Annotated in this window: 11 protein-coding genes and 5 pseudogenes; 5 read left to right on the top strand and 11 right to left on the bottom strand. The window is 59.3% G+C overall.

Annotated elements, in window-relative coordinates:
* Positions 1–380: 380 nt before the first annotated feature.
* The 4 genes and pseudogenes from ACP146_RS14005 (at position 381) to ACP146_RS13990 (ending at position 4,971) form a co-directional block, all read left to right on the top strand.
* Complete coding sequence (locus tag ACP146_RS14005; protein ID WP_422367354.1) at positions 381–1,733, top strand: transposase; 1,353 nt, start codon at positions 381–383, stop codon at positions 1,731–1,733.
* A 234-nt stretch (positions 1,734–1,967) separates the two neighbouring features.
* A complete protein-coding gene (locus ACP146_RS14000; protein WP_422367372.1) occupies positions 1,968–2,327 on the top strand; it encodes a DUF4440 domain-containing protein in 360 nt (119 codons plus the stop codon).
* A gap of 290 nt (positions 2,328–2,617) precedes the next feature.
* A complete protein-coding gene (locus tag ACP146_RS13995) occupies positions 2,618–3,454 on the top strand; it encodes an alpha/beta hydrolase family protein (RefSeq protein ID WP_422367371.1) in 837 nt (278 codons plus the stop codon).
* Positions 3,455–3,616: 162 nt separating this feature from the next.
* Positions 3,617–4,971: pseudogene (locus tag ACP146_RS13990) on the top strand (transposase).
* 300 nt (positions 4,972–5,271) lie between these two features.
* Here ACP146_RS13990 and ACP146_RS13985 read toward each other — a convergent pair.
* The 11 genes and pseudogenes from ACP146_RS13985 to ACP146_RS13935 form a co-directional block, all read right to left on the bottom strand.
* Positions 5,272–6,216, bottom strand: a complete 945-nt coding sequence (locus ACP146_RS13985) for an ABC transporter permease (RefSeq protein ID WP_422367370.1) — start codon at positions 6,214–6,216, stop codon at positions 5,272–5,274.
* A gap of 79 nt (positions 6,217–6,295) precedes the next feature.
* Complete coding sequence (locus ACP146_RS13980) at positions 6,296–7,957, bottom strand: ABC transporter substrate-binding protein (RefSeq protein WP_422367369.1); 1,662 nt, start codon at positions 7,955–7,957, stop codon at positions 6,296–6,298.
* Positions 7,958–7,980: 23 nt separating this feature from the next.
* Entirely contained in the window at positions 7,981–9,840 is a 1,860-nt protein-coding gene (locus tag ACP146_RS13975; RefSeq protein WP_422367368.1) for a CocE/NonD family hydrolase, read from the bottom strand.
* Positions 9,841–9,946: 106 nt separating this feature from the next.
* The gene (locus ACP146_RS13970) at positions 9,947–10,843 is read right to left on the bottom strand and encodes an ABC transporter permease (protein ID WP_422367367.1); all 897 of its coding nucleotides are present in this window, start codon (positions 10,841–10,843) and stop codon (positions 9,947–9,949) included.
* A 2-nt stretch (positions 10,844–10,845) separates the two neighbouring features.
* Positions 10,846–11,880 carry an ABC transporter ATP-binding protein gene (locus ACP146_RS13965; RefSeq protein WP_422367366.1) on the bottom strand — a complete coding sequence of 345 codons (1,035 nt, stop codon included), beginning with the start codon at positions 11,878–11,880 and terminating at the stop codon, positions 10,846–10,848.
* The gene (locus ACP146_RS13960; RefSeq protein ID WP_425032737.1) at positions 11,877–12,767 is read right to left on the bottom strand and encodes an ABC transporter ATP-binding protein; all 891 of its coding nucleotides are present in this window, start codon (positions 12,765–12,767) and stop codon (positions 11,877–11,879) included. Before ACP146_RS13960 ends, ACP146_RS13965 begins: the two co-directional genes overlap by 4 nt.
* Before the next feature lie 394 nt (positions 12,768–13,161).
* Positions 13,162–14,031, bottom strand: a complete 870-nt coding sequence (locus tag ACP146_RS13955; protein WP_422369652.1) for a LacI family DNA-binding transcriptional regulator — start codon at positions 14,029–14,031, stop codon at positions 13,162–13,164.
* Positions 14,032–14,076: 45 nt separating this feature from the next.
* Positions 14,077–14,214, bottom strand: a pseudogene (locus ACP146_RS13950) (LacI family DNA-binding transcriptional regulator); the annotation flags it as partial.
* 469 nt (positions 14,215–14,683) lie between these two features.
* A pseudogene (locus tag ACP146_RS13945) lies at positions 14,684–15,142 on the bottom strand (integrase core domain-containing protein); the annotation flags it as partial.
* A 233-nt stretch (positions 15,143–15,375) separates the two neighbouring features.
* A pseudogene (locus ACP146_RS13940) lies at positions 15,376–16,384 on the bottom strand (IS110 family transposase).
* A gap of 67 nt (positions 16,385–16,451) precedes the next feature.
* Positions 16,452–17,092 (bottom strand): annotated as a pseudogene (locus ACP146_RS13935) (transposase); the annotation flags it as partial.
* Between the two features lie 146 nt (positions 17,093–17,238).
* On the opposite strand from ACP146_RS13935, the gene ACP146_RS13930 reads away from it, so the two are divergent.
* Positions 17,239–17,727: a GntR family transcriptional regulator gene (locus ACP146_RS13930; protein ID WP_422367365.1), complete on the top strand. Its 489-nt coding sequence runs from the start codon at positions 17,239–17,241 to the stop codon at positions 17,725–17,727.
* Positions 17,728–17,853 lie beyond the last annotated feature (126 nt).

Raw genomic sequence — 17,853 nt, 5'->3', positions numbered from 1 at the left:
GTGCCCCTCGCAACCAACGACACAACTCCAGCCAGAGTATCAGGGGCTCAACAACTGCGTACGACGACGGCAACTCACGTACGGCCGCGCAAGACCTTACAATATCAAACAATGTGCTTGTTCGCGAACGGATTTTCCCTGGAGTGCCCCATCAGATTCCGATCCCGATGCAATATCAGGAAATACATCCGTTCCTGGAATCGGCATTGGGAAGCTGAGACACGCGGTACAGGGTTGTTGCAAGCCAGATCTGGTTATTGGTTGAGCCCTTCCACGACAGGACAATCGACGCATGCCGACCGATTCTGTTGAAAAAGTCTGATGTTGCGGCGGGCCGGTATCGTTGATTCATTGCAGCATTCGAAGCTGGAGTGAATGCGATGATGGGTTCGCGGCAAATTGACCAGGGTGCATTGTTCTACGAGTTCTCGCTCGAGGATCACGTGCCGGCGGACCACATGTTGCGATCGATCGACCGCTTCGTGGATCTCAGCATGGTGCGGCAGCATCTGGCCCCCTTCTACAGCCCGACCGGTCGACCGTCGGTCGATCCCGAGCTGCTGATCCGAATGCTGATCGTTGGCTATTGCCAGGGCATCCGCTCGGAACGCCGGCTGTGCGAGGAGGTTCATCTGAACCTGGCTTACCGGTGGTTCTGTCGGCTCGGTCTTGAGGGCGAGGTACCCGATCATTCGACCTTCTCAAAGAACCGTCATGGCCGGTTCCGCGACAGCGACCTCCTGCGTCACGTCTTTGAGACGGTGGTGCAGCGCTGCCTCGACGAGGGGCTGGTGGGCGGCGAGGGTTTCGCGGTCGATGCCAGTCTGATCAAGGCCGATGCCAGTCGCCAGGAGGGCATCGAAGGCGCCAAGGGCCTGCCGCCGAAGAAATCGAGCCGGGCAATCGATGAATATCTGGCCGTGCTGGACGACGCGGCGTTCGGGGCCGCGACCAAAGTGACGCCAAAGTTCCTCTCGCCGGCCGATCCAGCCGCGCGCTGGACCGGCGCACACGACGGCCAAGCCTTCTTTGCCTACTGCAGCAACTACCTGATCGATCTCGATCACGGTGTCATCGTCGATGTGGAGGCCTCGACTGCGGTTCGTCAGGCCGAGGTCAAGGCAGCCAAGACCATGATGGAGCGGACCGAAGCGCGTTTCGATCTCTACCCGCAAAGGCTCGCCGGCAATACGGGCTATGGCTCCGCCGAGATGCTCGGCTGGCTGGTGCATGAGCGCGGCATCGAGCCGCACGTGCCGGTGTTCGACAAGTCCAAACGCCGCGACGGAAGCTTCTCACGCGAGGACTTCACCTACGATCACCAGGGTGATGTCTATTTCTGCCCGACCGGCAAGATGCTGACCAGCAAGGGCACGATCGTGAACGACAACCAGCTCATGTATCGCGCCAGCAAATACGACTGCGAGGTCTGCAGCCTCAAGCCGCGCTGCTGCCCTAAGGAACCGGCACGAAAAGTGCCACGCTCCATCCACGAAGGCGCTCGCGACATGGCCCGAGACATCGCCTTAACCGACGCCTATCGAACCTCGCGGCGGCAGCGCAAGAAAGTCGAGATGTTGTTTGCCCACCTCAAGCGCATCTTGGGTCTCGGCCGCCTGCGATTACGGGGCCCCTGTGGGGCTCACGATGAATTCCTCCTCGCAGCCACCGCTCAGAACCTCAGGAAGCTAGCAAAGCTGATCCAAATGCCGCAGCCAGACCCAGCCGCTTAACAGGCAAACCCGGCAGAAAGATCAAACGGTCTCAGCTCGACAGGCACGCCCACCAGTTTTTCAACAGAATCGGCCATAGGCGATCACTCAGTGTGGCGATACCAAAGGGCCATACGCGGCCAACTGCAGTCGCTTCAATTGGCTTACTCACTTCCATGATAGCACATCATATGAAGATCAACTTGGCGTTGGTAATGCGCCCATGGCCAGATTAATATGTGTTAGTCTAGCAAAATGATCGCGGAAACGAAAATCGCCGAAGAGCTGCGCGCCTTGGAAGTCCGCCTGATGGACCCTCTTGTTCGACGCTCACCACGCGAGGTTGACAGCCTTTTGGCGGATGACTTCATTGAGTTCGGAAGTTCCGGCCGTATATACGACAAGCCGACAATGATCGAGGCGCTGCAGCAGGCTCCGGGATTTGACGGCCCACGTACGATCACGGAGTTCAATGCTCGGGAACTCTCACCTTCGATCATGCTTGTCACCTACCGGATTCGCGAGACGGCTACCCTTCGAAGCTCAATTTGGCGGTCCAATGGGAAGCATTGGAAGATGGCGTTCCATCAGGGAACGCGTTCAGCGCTCGAATAAACGGTGACGACTTGCGGCCGATTCTGTTGAAAAAGTCTCGGGTATCTCCGACTTCGGCCAGGCAGGGCATATTCCGCTTCACTTGTCCCAAAGAAGGCCTCGCCGCGGTCGTCGGGTTGGGCCGATCCACTGTCACCGACTTGAGTGCGGCGTTCAGCACCACTGCTGCGCATTCCCACAGGTCGTCACCTCTGCGATAGTGGCACTGAGGCTGTGGCTTGCGTCAACTTTTCAATGCCGGTCGATAGAGCGTGAATTGTTCTGGTTTTCCAGTATTGAGGATGCAGCATATGAGACGCTTTCTGGCTACGGTCGTTTCCGTCGCTGGTCTTTTTTCATACCCTGCCGTCGGTCAAGAACGCCTTGTTCTTCAAAGCACAGGCGATGAGCAGGCCCAGGTGGAGTTGTTCATCGCCACGCCAAAGGGTGACGGACCCTGGCCAGCGATCCTGTTCGTCCACGGCCATCAAATTGGGGGCCGCCCCGGTGCCCGTGTCTTCGCGAGTCTCGAAGACAGGCCTCGGCTTGCAACCATCGATGAGGGACGCCTCGCAGATATGGCCGAGCGTGGCTATGTTGCGGCGGCCGTATCCATGCCGGGTTATGGCGGGTCTTCCGGACCCCCTGATTTTGTCGGGCCGCGAACGCAAGCCGCCGTGGGAAGAGCCATTACCTATCTGTGGGATCTGCCATCGGTTGATCGCAACCGTATTGCCCTTTATGGGGTCAGCCGTGGCGCGGCCACCTCGGCAATGGTCGCGACACGGGATGCGCGCCTTCGGGCGTTGATTCTGGTTGCCGGCGTCTACGATCTCGGCGAGCGCTACCCAACCGGCCGGCCGCGCCTGGATCAGAACATAGAAACGGAGGCAGGGACGACAGAGCAGGCTTTTGCAGAGCGATCCGCCTTGCGCCATGCGGGGAAAATCAAGGCCGCAACCCTCATTCTCCACGGCGGTCAAGACTCGGATGTTACCGTCAATCAGGCGCGACGGCTTGCTGCAAAACTAAGAGCAAACAATGTGCTTGTTCGCGAACGGATTTTCCCTGGAGTGCCCCATCAGATTCCGATCCCGATGCAATATCAGGAAATACATCCGTTCCTGGAATCGGCATTGGGAAGCTGAGACACGCGGTACAGGGTTGTTGCAAGCCAGATCTGGTTATTGGTTGAGCCCTTCCACGACAGGACAATCGACGCATGCCGACCGATTCTGTTGAAAAAGTCTGATGTTGCGGCGGGCCGGTATCGTTGATTCATTGCAGCATTCGAAGCTGGAGTGAATGCGATGATGGGTTCGCGGCAAATTGACCAGGGTGCATTGTTCTACGAGTTCTCGCTCGAGGATCATGTGCCGGCGGACCACATGTTGCGATCGATCGACCGCTTCGTGGATCTCAGCATGGTGCGGCAGCATCTGGCCCCCTTCTACAGCCCGACCGGTCGACCGTCGGTCGATCCCGAGCTGCTGATCCGAATGCTGATCGTTGGCTATTGCCAGGGCATCCGCTCGGAACGCCGGCTGTGCGAGGAGGTTCATCTGAACCTGGCTTACCGGTGGTTCTGTCGGCTCGGTCTTGAGGGCGAGGTACCCGATCATTCGACCTTCTCAAAGAACCGTCATGGCCGGTTCCGCGACAGCGACCTCCTGCGTCACGTCTTTGAGACGGTGGTGCAGCGCTGCCTCGACGAGGGGCTGGTGGGCGGCGAGGGTTTCGCGGTCGATGCCAGTCTGATCAAGGCCGATGCCAGTCGCCAGGAGGGCATCGAAGGCGCCAAGGGCCTGCCGCCGAAGAAATCGAGCCGGGCAATCGATGAATATCTGGCCGTGCTGGACGACGCGGCGTTCGGGGCCGCGACCAAAGTGACGCCAAAGTTCCTCTCGCCGGCCGATCCAGCCGCGCGCTGGACCGGCGCACACGACGGCCAAGCCTTCTTTGCCTACTGCAGCAACTACCTGATCGATCTCGATCACGGTGTCATCGTCGATGTGGAGGCCTCGACTGCGGTTCGTCAGGCCGAGGTCAAGGCAGCCAAGACCATGATGGAGCGGACCGAAGCGCGTTTCGATCTCTACCCGCAAAGGCTCGCCGGCAATACGGGCTATGGCTCCGCCGAGATGCTCGGCTGGCTGGTGCATGAGCGCGGCATCGAGCCGCACGTGCCGGTGTTCGACAAGTCCAAACGCCGCGACGGAAGCTTCTCACGCGAGGACTTCACCTACGATCACCAGGGTGATGTCTATTTCTGCCCGACCGGCAAGATGCTGACCAGCAAGGGCACGATCGTGAACGACAACCAGCTCATGTATCGCGCCAGCAAATACGACTGCGATCCCTGTCCGCTCAAAGACCGATGCTGTCCCAAGAGCCGGCATCGCAAGATCCCGCGCGATATCCAGAGGATGCCCGCGACGTCGCCAAGGGGCTCTATGACACACCCGCCTTCGACCAGTCGCGCCGAGAGCGCAAGCGGGTCGAGATGCTGTTCGCCCATCTCAAGCGCATCCTCAAGCTGGGCCGGCTGTGGCTGCGCGGACCTTGTGGCGCGCACGACGAGTTCCTGCTCGCCGCCACCGCCCAGAACCTGAGAAAGCTCGCCAAGCTCAGACCGGAGCCGCCGCCATTCGCTAAGCTGGCATGAATGACGTGAGGATCTGATCCACCAGCAAAGGACCGGAACGCCCCCGTCCCAAGAAAATCGGCCAGAAGGCCGGCACCCGATGTCGGCTACTGTCAAAAGCGGACACCGAAACCCCGCCACGAGCAGACTAAATCAACAAAATCTGCCAGAAGGCGACGTTTTCCACTAAGAATGAAGACATTCGGCACGCGCACCGGGCGTCTTCACCAACGGACCCACAACGCTCCATCAAACTTGGTACGGGCTTATTTGATACCCACCATTCGCGTTGCCAACGCCCTATAGGACGAGTCACCGCTTTCAGCGGAAATGGATGCGAGGATCGATTATAGAGTACAACACGTCAATCCCCAAATGAACGACGATGTTCATGAGAGTAATGAACACCAAGACTCCCTGTATCATGGGATAGTCACGATTTTGTACCGCACTAATCGTAAGCCGTCCGAGGCCAGGTATGTTGAACACTACTTCGACGACGATCGCGCCCCCTAGAAGAACAGCGAAAATGGTCCCCGTGATTGTCAGGACCGGGATCATCGCATTGAACAATGCGTGCTTTAGCAGAACCACACGTTCGGCAAGGCCTTTCGCGCGTGATGTTCTGATGTAGTCTTCACCCAGAACCTCCAACATGGAGGTTCGTGTAATTCGAAGGATGATTGCCGACTGACTCAGTCCTAGTGTGATCGCGGGCATCAACAAGTAGGTCAGAGTCACATCGAGGCCATTGCTCAATTCCGCATAGCCGGCGACCGGAAGCAGCTCAAGATAGACCGCCAGCAGAAGTATCAGATTCAGACCGAGCCAGAAGTTCGGCATCGATACCCCAAGTAGACTGAAGACCAGAAGACCTTTGTCGAGCGGAGAGTTTCTGTATTTTGCGCTCAACACACCAAGCGGCATCCCAATTCCGACCGCTACCAGCATGCTGAAGGTGACCAGCATGACCGTGGGCTCGAGGCTGTCGAAAATGAGCTGATGGACCGGAACGCCGGTTATCAGTGACTTGCCGAAGTCGCCGGTGACAGCGTTGGCAAGCCAGGTAAGGAACTGTACCGGTAGCGGCTCGGTCAGCCCCATTTGCTCCCGCATTGCATTGAGAGCCTCTTCCGGTGCGTCTTCCCCCAGTACATAGCTGGCCGGGTCGCCAGGCGCCAGATGCACCAGGGAGAACGCAACCAACCCCACGATCAGAAACGTGGGAAAGGCATTGATCAGTCGCCGCAATATGTAGCTAGACACGTTGGCTCGCCTTTGACGTCCGGGGGCATGCTGCGGCCGGTGCGCAATACCGCGGAGAACCGCGCACCGGCCGCCGGTTTCACTCGTTGGACCAGGTATTCAGGTAGTAGCGCTGTGCCACCTCGTACCAAGCTCCACTGTAGTCAGCGGACTCCAGATGCAGCTGCGCCAAGTTGGCGATCTTCATCAGGGGAACATACTCATAGAAGTGGCGCTGCAGTTCCTCCCATGCCGCATAGCGCACCTCCATATCGTCTGTCGTTTGCATTTCCGTGATCAGCCGGGTCTTCTCCTCGGTATCCCACCAGCCGGGATGGCGGGCACCGAGTGCCACCATAAGGGTAGGGTCCTGACGCGGAGAGTATGCGCAAGAGAAAACATCCATCCGGTTCGGATCCGAACGGAACTCGCTGTAGGTGGCTGAGTCGACCGGAACCAGTTCGACCGAGAAGCCAGCTTCCTCGAGCATCGGCTGAGCGATTACCGCCGGCGTGTAGATATGCGGACGGCTGGGGTTCACAAGAATGCGGATCGGCAGGCCGTCATAATCCGATTCCTGCAGCAAGGCCTGCGCCCGGGCCATGTCCTGGCTGCGATAGATCTCGTCACCCACCTCCGAGAACCAGGGGCTGCCCTGGAACACCAGCGCGGGATCCATGGAGACGAACTCGTCCGGCCCCAAAGCCGGTGCGATCTGCGACACATCGATAGCCAGCCGGAAGGCCTCGCGCACGCGCTGATCGGTCATCGGACCGCTTTGCTTGTTGAAGTTGAAGCATGGCCAGGTGGCAAGAACGACACGCGGACGGATCGCAGGGTCGTCCTTGTAGAGTTCATACAGGTCGGGTGTGATATTGACTGCGATCTGGTATTCACCGGTTTGCAGCCCCGCGACGCGGACCGCCTCGTCGGCAACGTAATGCTCGACAATGCGGTCAAAATAGGCAACACGGCCGCCCGCAAAGCCCGAAGGCGCTTCTTCCCGGCCAACATAGTCCTCGAAGCGCTCCAGTACGACCGACACGTTCTTTCGATAAGAAACAAAGCGGTAGGGGCCGGTGCCAATCGGCTGCGTGATCGGGCTGCCTTCGACTTCTTCGATCAGCTCCTTGGGGTAGATGAACGGCCCGCCGCCGATCGGTGCGCTCAGCTGGTACAGAATGAAGGGAAAACGCTCGTTGAGGGTGATCTTGACGGTAAGATCGTCGACGGCGTCAACGGACGCCACGTTGGCGGCGACCTCTCGCCGGCCATAGGTTCCATAGGTCAGATACCGGTTGAGTGAGGCGACCACGTCCGACGACGCGAGCACATCGCCGTTGTGCATTTTGACGCCGGAACGGATCTTAATGGTATAGATTTTCCCGTCCTCGGACACCTCGTAGGACTCAGCCAGACTTGGTTCCGGCGTCCCCTTTGCACCCAGCGTGAACAGCGCCTCGGTGACGTGATTGGAAATCTCGATTACGTGGTTGGTGGTCGTCAGATGCGGGTCGAAATGGGGATGCTCGCGGTCCGTCGCGACATTCAAAGTGCCCTCGAATCGAGGGGCGCCTTCCGCCGGCCCTCGCGCATCCGATGACGGCGCGCCGACGGCTTCCGCCAAGGCCTTGATGTTGGACGACTGCGCCAGAGCCTGCTCTGCAGGAAATAGCGGCGCCGCAGCCATCATGCACGCCACATAAACTGCGCCCAGCCCCCCTCGGCGGGATCTGCGCTGGATTTTGAAGCTTACGTTCATATTGAAGCCCTCCGTTCCTTTGGTCATTCTTGCGAGATGACGGGAAGCACAACGTGAGACGGATACTTCTCACAGTGATAGATGCTGTTGGTTGCCTTTATCGTGCGCCGATGCATCCCGAGAGGATCGCCGGTGTTCGGGTTCACCTCCCACTCAGGCCAGTTGCTGCTGGAAATATCGATCCTTATAGTGTGGCCCTTCTTGAATAGATTACTCGTCGGTGGAATAACAAAATTCACTGGATATACTTTTCCAGGTTCCATGAATACTTCGTCATTATAGCTTTCTCTAAAGCGGCATCGCTGCATTGAGAAGCATAGATTCAATGCATAGCCCTCCGGATAATCCATAGTACTTGGGTATTGATCGATCAACATTGCGGTGAAGTCGGTATCGACCGCGCTCGAAGAGATGTAAAGGTTTACTTCTATGACGCCAGTAAGCTCGACATCTTCGCTTAGGGGTGGTGTCTGAAACACCACGATGTCTTTGCGCGTCGACGCCGGCAGACCGTTGAGGCCATGCTGGTTGCGGCGATGGTCGCGTTGATGGAAGGAGATGCCCGCCCGGAGGAAGGGGCCGCCGGACTCGGTCCAGCCCTTGCCCGGTCCGGCAAGCGAGGGGACCGGTGTTGCCGGATCGAAGTCGTACGTCGTCGCCGGCCTGTCGTCGCCGGGCAGATCCGCCGACAGTTCCCCGGAAGCATGGAAGTAGTGGGGGGTCTTGACCGTGCGCGCCAAGGGCCACTCGTTTTCATCCCGCCAGTAGCCGCCGTGGTCGATGGTGCCGGGGATGAGGTGATCGTAGCGCGGCCCGCTCAATATCCGGCCGCTGCCCCCGCCCATCACGAAGAGGCGCACCGGCGCACGCTCCGCCACACCGTTATCCAGGCCTTTCAGGGTATGGTCGAGCCAGGCGAGGCGCTCCTCGAATGAGGCAAAGCCGGCATGCTCGCCGAATGACACCTGCCCCGCGAAGGTCTTGGCCTCGGCCGCCATCCCATGCGCCCAGGGGCCCATGATCAGGTATTGTGGTGACTTCTTGCGCGCCACCATGGCTTCGTAGTTGCGGATCGTATCCAGGCTGTAGCCATCGTACCATCCGCCAAGCCACGTGATCGGCACGTCCTTGTAGGCATCGAAATGCGGCTCGAGATTCAGGCCCGGGTCGTTCCAGTACTCCGACTTGGTGCCGCGCGTCATGAAATCGAACAGGGCGCGCTCATAAGAGGGGACGCGCGCCAAGGGTGTCTGGCCGCGCCGGATCGGGAAGCTGTCGCGCAGAACCTCATACAGGTTTTCCCGCATGTCCTGGATGGCGGCTTTCAGGGACGGGTCGGCGTTTGCCTCGTGGCTCTCGACGGCCATGCGCAAGAACCACTCGAAACGATGCAGGTTGAAAGCACCATTCGTCCGCGTACGGGTGTTGTGGTAGTTGCTGTAGCCTTCGCTGACGTACTGCGAAGTCAAGAACGGCGCTGCCGTGGTGGCAAGGCTCGACTGGGTCTGGGCATTGTAGGAGGTGCCGATTGTCCCAGCCTTGCCGTTGAACCAGGGCTGCTCACCAATCCACTCCAATGTGTCATGGCCGTCATTTGTCTCGTTGACGAAGGGATAGAACTCTCCCTCCGAACGATGGCGGCCGCGGCAATCCTGGGCGACAACGACGTATCCGTGCAATGCGTATTCCCGCAGGCGTACAATGGACGCATGATCGCCAAGGCGCGTCTTGTCGTAGGGGGTGCGCACCAGGATGGCCGGAAACCGGCCGCCCACGAATTCCTTCGCTTTCGCCGGCAGGTAGATATCTGTTGCCAGCTTCACGCCATCGCGCATGGGCACCATCACGTTCGACTTACACACGTACTCAAGATAATCAATCATGATGCATTTCCACTTCGTTCCACGGGACTCAAACCAACCACGTGATCACACAGGGCGCGATCTGCGGCGCTTCATTCATAGTCAAGAGGCCTGAACACGATTTCCCTCACAGGGTTGCGCGCAAGCGGGGGTCGATGAGATCGCGCAACTCGTCACCCAGAAGGTTGAGCGCAAGGACGGCTACCATGATCGCGAAGCCCGGGTAGATCGTCATCCAGGGCGCGATCGGCAGAAAGCGCCGACCTTCGCTAAGTATGTTCCCCCAACTCGGCGTCGGCGGCGGCGCCCCGACCCCAAGGAAGCTCAATGCCGCTTCGGCGAGGATCGCGTAAGCGAAGATGAAGGTTACCTGCACATTCATCGCCCCCAGGCAGTTCGGAAAAATGTGCCGGGCGAGAATGCGGGAGTCGTATGCCCCGAGCGCACGCGCGCTTTCGACAAAGACCTGCTCACGGACCATCAGAGTCGACGCCCGGACCGTGCGGGCCACACGTGGCGTGTAAACGATGGACAAGGCAATCACGACATTCAGGGGGGAGGGTCCGAGGCTTGCGACCAGCGCGATCGCGAGCAGAATCCCCGGGAAAGCCATCAGGCCATCCATGCAGCTCATGATCGCGACATCGAGGCGCCGGTAGTAGCCCGCGATGAGGCCCAGAAAGCCCCCCGCCAGGGCGGTGACGGCCACCACCAGCAGGCTGACCGTGATCGACGTCCGAGCGCCGTAGACCACGCGGCTGTAGACGTCGCGCCCGAGATGGTCGGTGCCAAAGAAATGGGTCATCGAGGGCGCCATCAGGCGATCTGCCGGGGAAACCCCGTTGGGATCAAAGGGGGCAAAGACGGGCGCGAACAGAGCCATTGCGCAGAGCACGAGGACAATGAAGATACCCGTAAGCGCCACCTTGCTGCGAAAGAACGGATGAACGGAAAAGCGCGGCGGAATGCCGGCTTTGGCCGGCACCTGCTCCGGGGCCAGCGCTTCGGCATTCGAGCGGTTCATATCTAATCTGGGCGGCGTAGACATGCTTTCACATGGCCTTCCGTAACGGGGTCGAGCGTAGGAACGATCGATGCGCAGGTTTCACTGGCGATCGGGCAGCGTGTTCTGAACGAGCAGCCCGAAGGCGGGTGCATCGGACTCGGGATGTCTCCGATGAGGATTTTCCGATTGCGCTGAAGGGTAGGGTCGGGAACTGGAATCGCGGAAAGAAGCGCTTCCGTATAGGGGTGAACCGGATTGACGTACAGTTCACGCGCCGGCGCCATTTCTACGATGCGCCCCAAATACATGACCGCGACGGTGTCGGAGAAGTACTCGACCAGGCGGAGATCGTGAGAGATGAAAAGAAGGGTCAGGCCCAGATCCTTCTTGAGGCCCTCGAGCAGATTTATCACCTGCGCCTGGATGGAAACATCCAAGGCGGAAACCGGCTCATCCGCGACGATGAATTCGGGCTCCACTGCGAGCGCGCGGGCGATGGCAATACGCTGCCGCTGCCCTCCGGAGAACTCATGCGGATAGCGGTCAGCCGCGGTACGCGGCAGCCCGACCCTGTCGAGGAGTTCATGAATGCGCGCATCGCGGGCGGGGCTCCGCGGCATGATCCTGTGGATCTCCAAGGCCTCACCAATCAGTTCCCGGACACGCATCCGCGGATTGAGGCTCGCGTTGGGATCCTGAAATACAATCTGCATACGCTTGCGATAGCGCCGCATTTCCTCCGGCGGCAACGCCAGGATGTCCGTGCCGTCGTAGTGGACCGAACCTCCCGTCGGCTCGACAAGACGCAGGATGCTGCGGCCGACCGTCGTTTTGCCGGACCCGGATTCGCCCACGAGTCCCAGGGTCTCGCCGCGCTTCAGCGTGAAGGAGACATTGTCAACGGCATGCACCCAGCCCACAGGCCGCTTCATCACGCCGCCAAGCACCGGAAACCGCGTCTGGAGGTTTCTCACCTCCAGACGCGCCTGGCCGGGGGACGCTCCATGGGGCGCCTGCGGCGAGCCGCGGTGGGGAGCGGACTGCAGCGAATTCATCGGGACCTTCCGTGGTCTCGCGATAGGTCCAGCTCTTCGGTACGGATGCAGCGCGCAGCATGATCGTCCCCGACCGGGCGCAAGCCGGGAACGGCCTCGGTGCAGCGCGCCTCGGCGAAGGCGCAGCGCGGGTGAAAGGCGCATCCGCTCGGCAAGGCGTCGGGGTTCGGTACATTGCCGGGGATGCCAGTCAGTTGGGCCCGCTCCGCCGCCTTGGGATCGACCCGAGGGATCGAGTCCAAGAGACCCGAGGTATAGGGCATGCGCGGCCGCCTGAAAATGTCCCCAACCAGGCCGTGTTCGACGGCTCGTCCGGCATACATCACGACTACTCTGTCGGCGACCTCCGCCACCACGCCCAGGTCATGGGTGATGAACAGGATGCCCATACCTATTTCCCGTTGCAGCTTGCGCATGAGGTCTAGGGTCTGCGCTTCGATCGTGACGTCGAGCGCAGTCGTCGGCTCATCGGCGATCAACAGTTTCGGGCCGCAGGAAAGCGCTATTGCGATCATTACGCGTTGGCGCATTCCCCCAGAAAACTCATGCGGATAGCACTTAAGCCGCAAGCCCGGTTCGGGAATGCCAACCAGATCGAGCATCTCTTTTGCAGAAGCCATCGCAGCCCGGCGCGACAACCCTTTGTGGAGCATCGTAGACTCCGCGATCTGGTCGCCAATCGTAAACACCGGATTCAGACTGGTCATCGGCTCTTGAAAAATCATTGCAATGTTGTTGCCGCGGATTTCACGCATCTGCGCTTCCGATCTAGCAAGCAGATCTTCGCCGTCAAACAAAACACTGCCGCCAACGATCCGGCCGGGCGGCTGTATCAGCCGCATCAGGGCCATGCTGGTGACAGACTTGCCGGACCCTGACTCGCCCACGACCGCCAGGGTCTCCCCCTTGTGAATGTCGAAGGAGACGCCGTCGACTGCCTTAGCGAGGCCCCGGCGCGTTCTGAAGTGAACACGCAAGTCCGTGACGCTAAGCAAGGGGCCGGCCTCAACGTTGGGCCCGGGACGTTTGGCCGGGGGAGGGGTCATGGCATTCAAGCGCGTAGCACCGCTGGTCGGAAGCGCGCCGCTCTTCGCGGCACACAGGATAGGTTGATACGAACCGCTTCCGGAGGCGCGCAGCCTCTCCAGCGGCCACCTTGGCTGTTGCCAGTCTGAATTGTTTGCTCCCCGTCAAAGCAGCGATTTCACGGAAGAAAACGTTTTCTTTTAATCTAATGGGAGTTTTCTTGTCGTGTCAAGGAGCGAAGCTCGACGAAACCGGCTAAGTGTCGCCGGCGCGCGAAGCGTGCCTCTTTTTGCGGATCGGCCTGACCGAGTCACGCAGCACGAGTTCGCGTGGGATCACGCAGACAGAGGGCGTGCGGGTCGCTTTAGGGGGATCCTGAAGCACTGCCGCCACCCGCTTCGCAATCTCCTCGCTATCCGTGCTGACGGAACTGAGTGCGGGACGGGTGTGGCGGCTCAGTTCGAGATCGCCAAAGCCCACCACGGCAATGTGCTTGGGGATCGCAAGACCTTCTTCTTGAATGGCCGCCATGGCGCCCAACGCAAGCTCATCACTGGTGGCCTGGACGCCATGAAATGACAGCTTTGACGTTATTGCCTGCTTGAGCGCTCTGAATCCGGCCTCGTAGCGGTAGGAGGCGTCCCAAACGAGTGCTTTGCGCACTGGCTTACCCGCTTCCTTGAGCGCATCACAGTATCCCTGAAAGCGCTCTTGGCCAACAGCTGACCCCTTGATGCGACCAAGAAAAGCAATGGGAGAGCTGCCGGCGCGTATCATCGCGCTCACAGACCTGGCGCAGGCCTCGCGCTCCTCAAGGACAATCGAGGCAGTTCCCCGGCATGCGAGACGTTGAGAAACAGAGATCACCGTCACATTCAGCCGCTGGAGTGCGCGAATCATGGGCGCGGCTGCTTTGCTCGGCCACTCGTCGAGTGTGGAAATCACCAATCCAGCGAGCCCCATAGTGGGGGCCCGCTTCAGAAAGCCCAGCAAGCGTTCCGGATCATGATTGAGGTTGTAGAGAAGCAGATCCATCCCTTCAGCTTCGAGAGTGCCTTGGAGATGCTTCGCCAATGCGGCAGATGTTCCTTGTTCGATATCGCCAACCAATAGGGCGACGGTCATACCTTTGCCCCGGCGCAACGTCTGCGCAGCCCGATTCGGCGAAAACCCAACCTTCTCGACGGCGGCTAAAACGCGCGCCCGGTTTGCCTCCGTTACAGTAGGCACTCCGCTCAAGACGCGAGAGACAGTGGCGACAGACACACCGGCCGCGCGGGCAATGTCCAGGACTGTCGTAGCTTTCACGAAAAAGTACCAGTTCGTATGGATGGTAAGGCACTGTGGCCGGCTAGTTAGAAGATGCACTTACCGCCGAAAATCGAAATTAGCAACAAATCCTCACCTCGACGGTAGCATGAAATGCTTTCCCATTGGACATGCATGTCAAGCAGAATCTATTGGGATTAGTGCATGATTCACGAGCCCGCTCCAGGATCACTCCGGCTTCACAGCCCATAGCTGGCGAATCAGATCTGCCTTTCGCGACCCGGCCTGTTGCTCTTATGCTGACTCAAGTCGCGCAGGCACCCTAGCCTTCCCGTCCAAACTGGGTTCGGGTGTGGAGTTTGTGAATCGACGTACATTGAAGGATGAAATGGCGGTGGCCGAAGGCAGTTCGACAAGCTCTGTTATTGTGACATGCCCCAGGACTGGCTGTAAGCGGCGATCTGCCCGGAGCCCCTGGGCTGCGGAGGGCAGATCCGCCGCGGCGGCTGAGCGCTTCAGGTGCGGGTGCTTTGTAGCCCAGCGCGCTATGAGGCCTGACGGTGTTGTAGTGCCTCCGCCATCGCTCGATCAGCACCTGGGCCTCCTTGAGATTGTAGAAGATCTCGCCGGTGAGTAGTTCGTCCCGAATCTTGCCATTGAATGACTCGTTGTAGCCGTTCTCCCATGGACTGCCGGGCTCGATGTAGAGCGTCTTCACATCGACCCGCTGGAGCCAACTGCGCACCGCTTTGGCCGTGAACTCTGCACCATTGTCGGATCGAATGTGCTCGGGTGTGCCGTTCCGGACTATGAGGTTGGTGAGGATATGCAGCACATCCTCCGACCTGAGGCGCCTTGAGACTTCGATGGCCAGGCACTCGCGCGTGAACTCGTCGATCACGGTCAGCATCCGAAAGGTTCTCCCATCATGGGTTCTGGCCTGGACGAATTCGTAGGCCCATGTATGGAGGCGCCTTTGTCAAGCATCGATTATCCATCAGCGAATGGATCGATTGCAGTCATGTATCCGGCCTGTTGTCGGGATCGAGAGATCCCTGGCCATCATGGACATTCGCGAGCCGGTTCCCCAATCAGACGTTCGAGCATTAAAGGCTCGGTGGGTTACCCGGAGTGAACAAGCCACGGTCCGACCGTTTCGCCATGACAATCTTCAGCTTGAGCAATCGTAGGCGGGAGCTCTTAGATCATTTGATATCGTTCGCCTTTTGACATTACGGCCCAGATCATGCGGGCCATTTTGTTGGCGAGCGCGACCGTCGCGACGTTGGCGTGTCGCCGCTCTTTCAGACGAGAGATCCAGACCCGCAGCGCTGGCGGGCACGATGCGTTTGATCGCAACAGCGATCGCGCGCCATGGATGAGCAGCGTCCGAAGATAAACGTCGCCGCGTTTGAGATACCGAGAAGCTTCTCCTTACCGCCGCTTGAATGCTGACGCGGGGTGAGGCCGAGCCATGAAGCAAAGCGCCTCGCACTTTGAAATGAACCTGCATCTTCGACGCTGGCGGCGAAGGCGCTCGCCGTTAGTGGTCCGACGCCAGGTATTTCGATCAGCCGCGAAGCGACCTCATCATCTTGCTGCGCTCTGCGAATGCGCCCTTCCAAACGGTCGATCCTCTCGGAGAGCTGCCGGACATAGTCGGCTATCTCCCGCAGCGCCTCTTTCAAATCACCTGGAACATCTTCGCCGGCAATCGTGATCTCAATATGCTGCAGAACCGAATGAACACCTTGAGGAACCGGACGGCCGAACTCCGCCATGAAGCCCCGCGCCTAGTTTGACTGCGCTGTTCTCATGCGCACGAACCGCTGGCGCAATCGGTGCAGCATCAGCGCCGCCTGCTGGTCTTCTGATTTGACCGCGACGAAGCGCATGGTTGGACGCGTGACCGCTTCGGCGATCGCTTCTGCGTCGAGTGCGTCAGTTTTATTGGCTTTGACATAGGGCTTCACATATCGCGGCGGCATTAGTCGAACATCGTGTCGGAACGCCCAATTGTTCTGGCCCAATGATGGGCCGCGCGACCGGCTTCCATGCCGATGAGGCAAGGCGGCAAGTTTGCGAAGAATGCTGCGACCTGGGAGCGGCGCAGTCGACGGCTGAACACTTGGCGTCCGGTCTCATCTGCTCCGTGTACATGGAAGACATGTTTGGCGATATCGACGCCGACGATGACAGTATGGCTCATTGCAACCTCCTTGATTGAATATGGCCAATGTAAATGCAACCGCCGAGGCGGCGCCTCCATACCATCAGACATGGTTCTGCCAGCTCGGCCTGAGCCGGATGCACGATCCGTCATTCAGCCATAACCGGCCCCGCTTGGGCTGCTTCTGGGGAACCTTAAGCCCCTCACGCCGCCAGATGCGCTGTACCCGCTTGTGGTTCACATGCCAGCCTTCGTCCCGCAGCAGCGCAGTGATCCTCCGGTAGCCGTAGCGCCCGTACTGGCTTGCCAGGCGGACGATCGCGGCCGTCAGCGGCTGCTCATCGGCGGCGGTGATCGCCCGGTAGCGCTGGCTGGTGCGGGATTGCCCCAGAACCCGCCAGGCCCGGCGCTCGGAAACCCGGTGAACCTCCCGGACATGTTGGACGCAGCACAGGCGGCGCTCGGGGCTTACCAGTTTCCCTCAGCCGCCTCCTTCAGGATCAGCTTGTCCAGCGTCAGATCGGCGACTGCCCGCTTGAGCCGGGCATTCTCCTGCTCCAGCTCCTTCAGCCGGCGCGCCTGCTCCACCTTCAGGCCGCCGTACTCCCGGCGCCAACGATAGTAACTCTGCTCCGATACCCCGATGCGCCGACAGATCTCCCCAACCGTCTTGCCCTGCACCAGCAGAACCTCCGCCTCGCACAGGTGATTGATGATCTGCTCTACAGAAAAACGCTTCCTCGGCATCCCTTTGCCCCTCCTTTGGAAGGATCCAACTGCCTCAGTTCTCTAACCCAGCAGCTGGATCTGGTTAAGGGGGTAAGGTCACGCCTAACCGGTGTCGACGGCGATCAAGTGACAAGAAGTCCCGATCTATCATTGAGGTGAAACGGATGCTCGACCTTGCTGACTCATGGATTCCTAAGCGGCCAAACCTTCGTGAGGAAGTCTACCAAGTATTGCGCAAGCAAATCATCAAGTTGTCGGCTGAGAGCACCATGCCGGCGCACCTTCAGGAGCCCGAGATCGCTCGCATGCTCGGCGTAAGCCGAACGCCCGTTAGGGAAGCTCTGAACCGGCTAGTGCAGGAAGGGATGATCGAGATCATTCCGTACAAGGGCATCATCATGACGCCTGTGTCGATGGCTGAGTATCTCGATTGGCTACAGGTGCGCGAACAGCTTGAGGGCTTAGCGGCGGAATGCGCGGCGGAACGAATCACACGCAAAGACATCAAAGAGCTTCACTCTATCTTCAAGCCATTCTCGAGTGATCGTATTGAGCAGGCGCCTCGTGAATACTCCGAAGCAAATGCCCTGTTTCACATGCGTATCATTGAGGCGTCGCAAAACACCATCGTTCAGAGAATAATGCGGCAATAAAACTACATGAAGCTGACCAATATGTGCACGATAGAGCGCACTGAAAGAGCGGTTACATCGCTAGAGGAACATCACGCAATGATCGATGCGCTGGCGCAACATGACAGGAAACTCGCCGGCGATCTT

The sequence above is a fragment of the Pelagibius sp. genome, from assembly GCF_965249265.1.
GTDB lineage: Bacteria > Pseudomonadota > Alphaproteobacteria > Kiloniellales > Kiloniellaceae > Pelagibius.
This window is presented reverse-complemented; position numbering and strand designations above follow the sequence as displayed.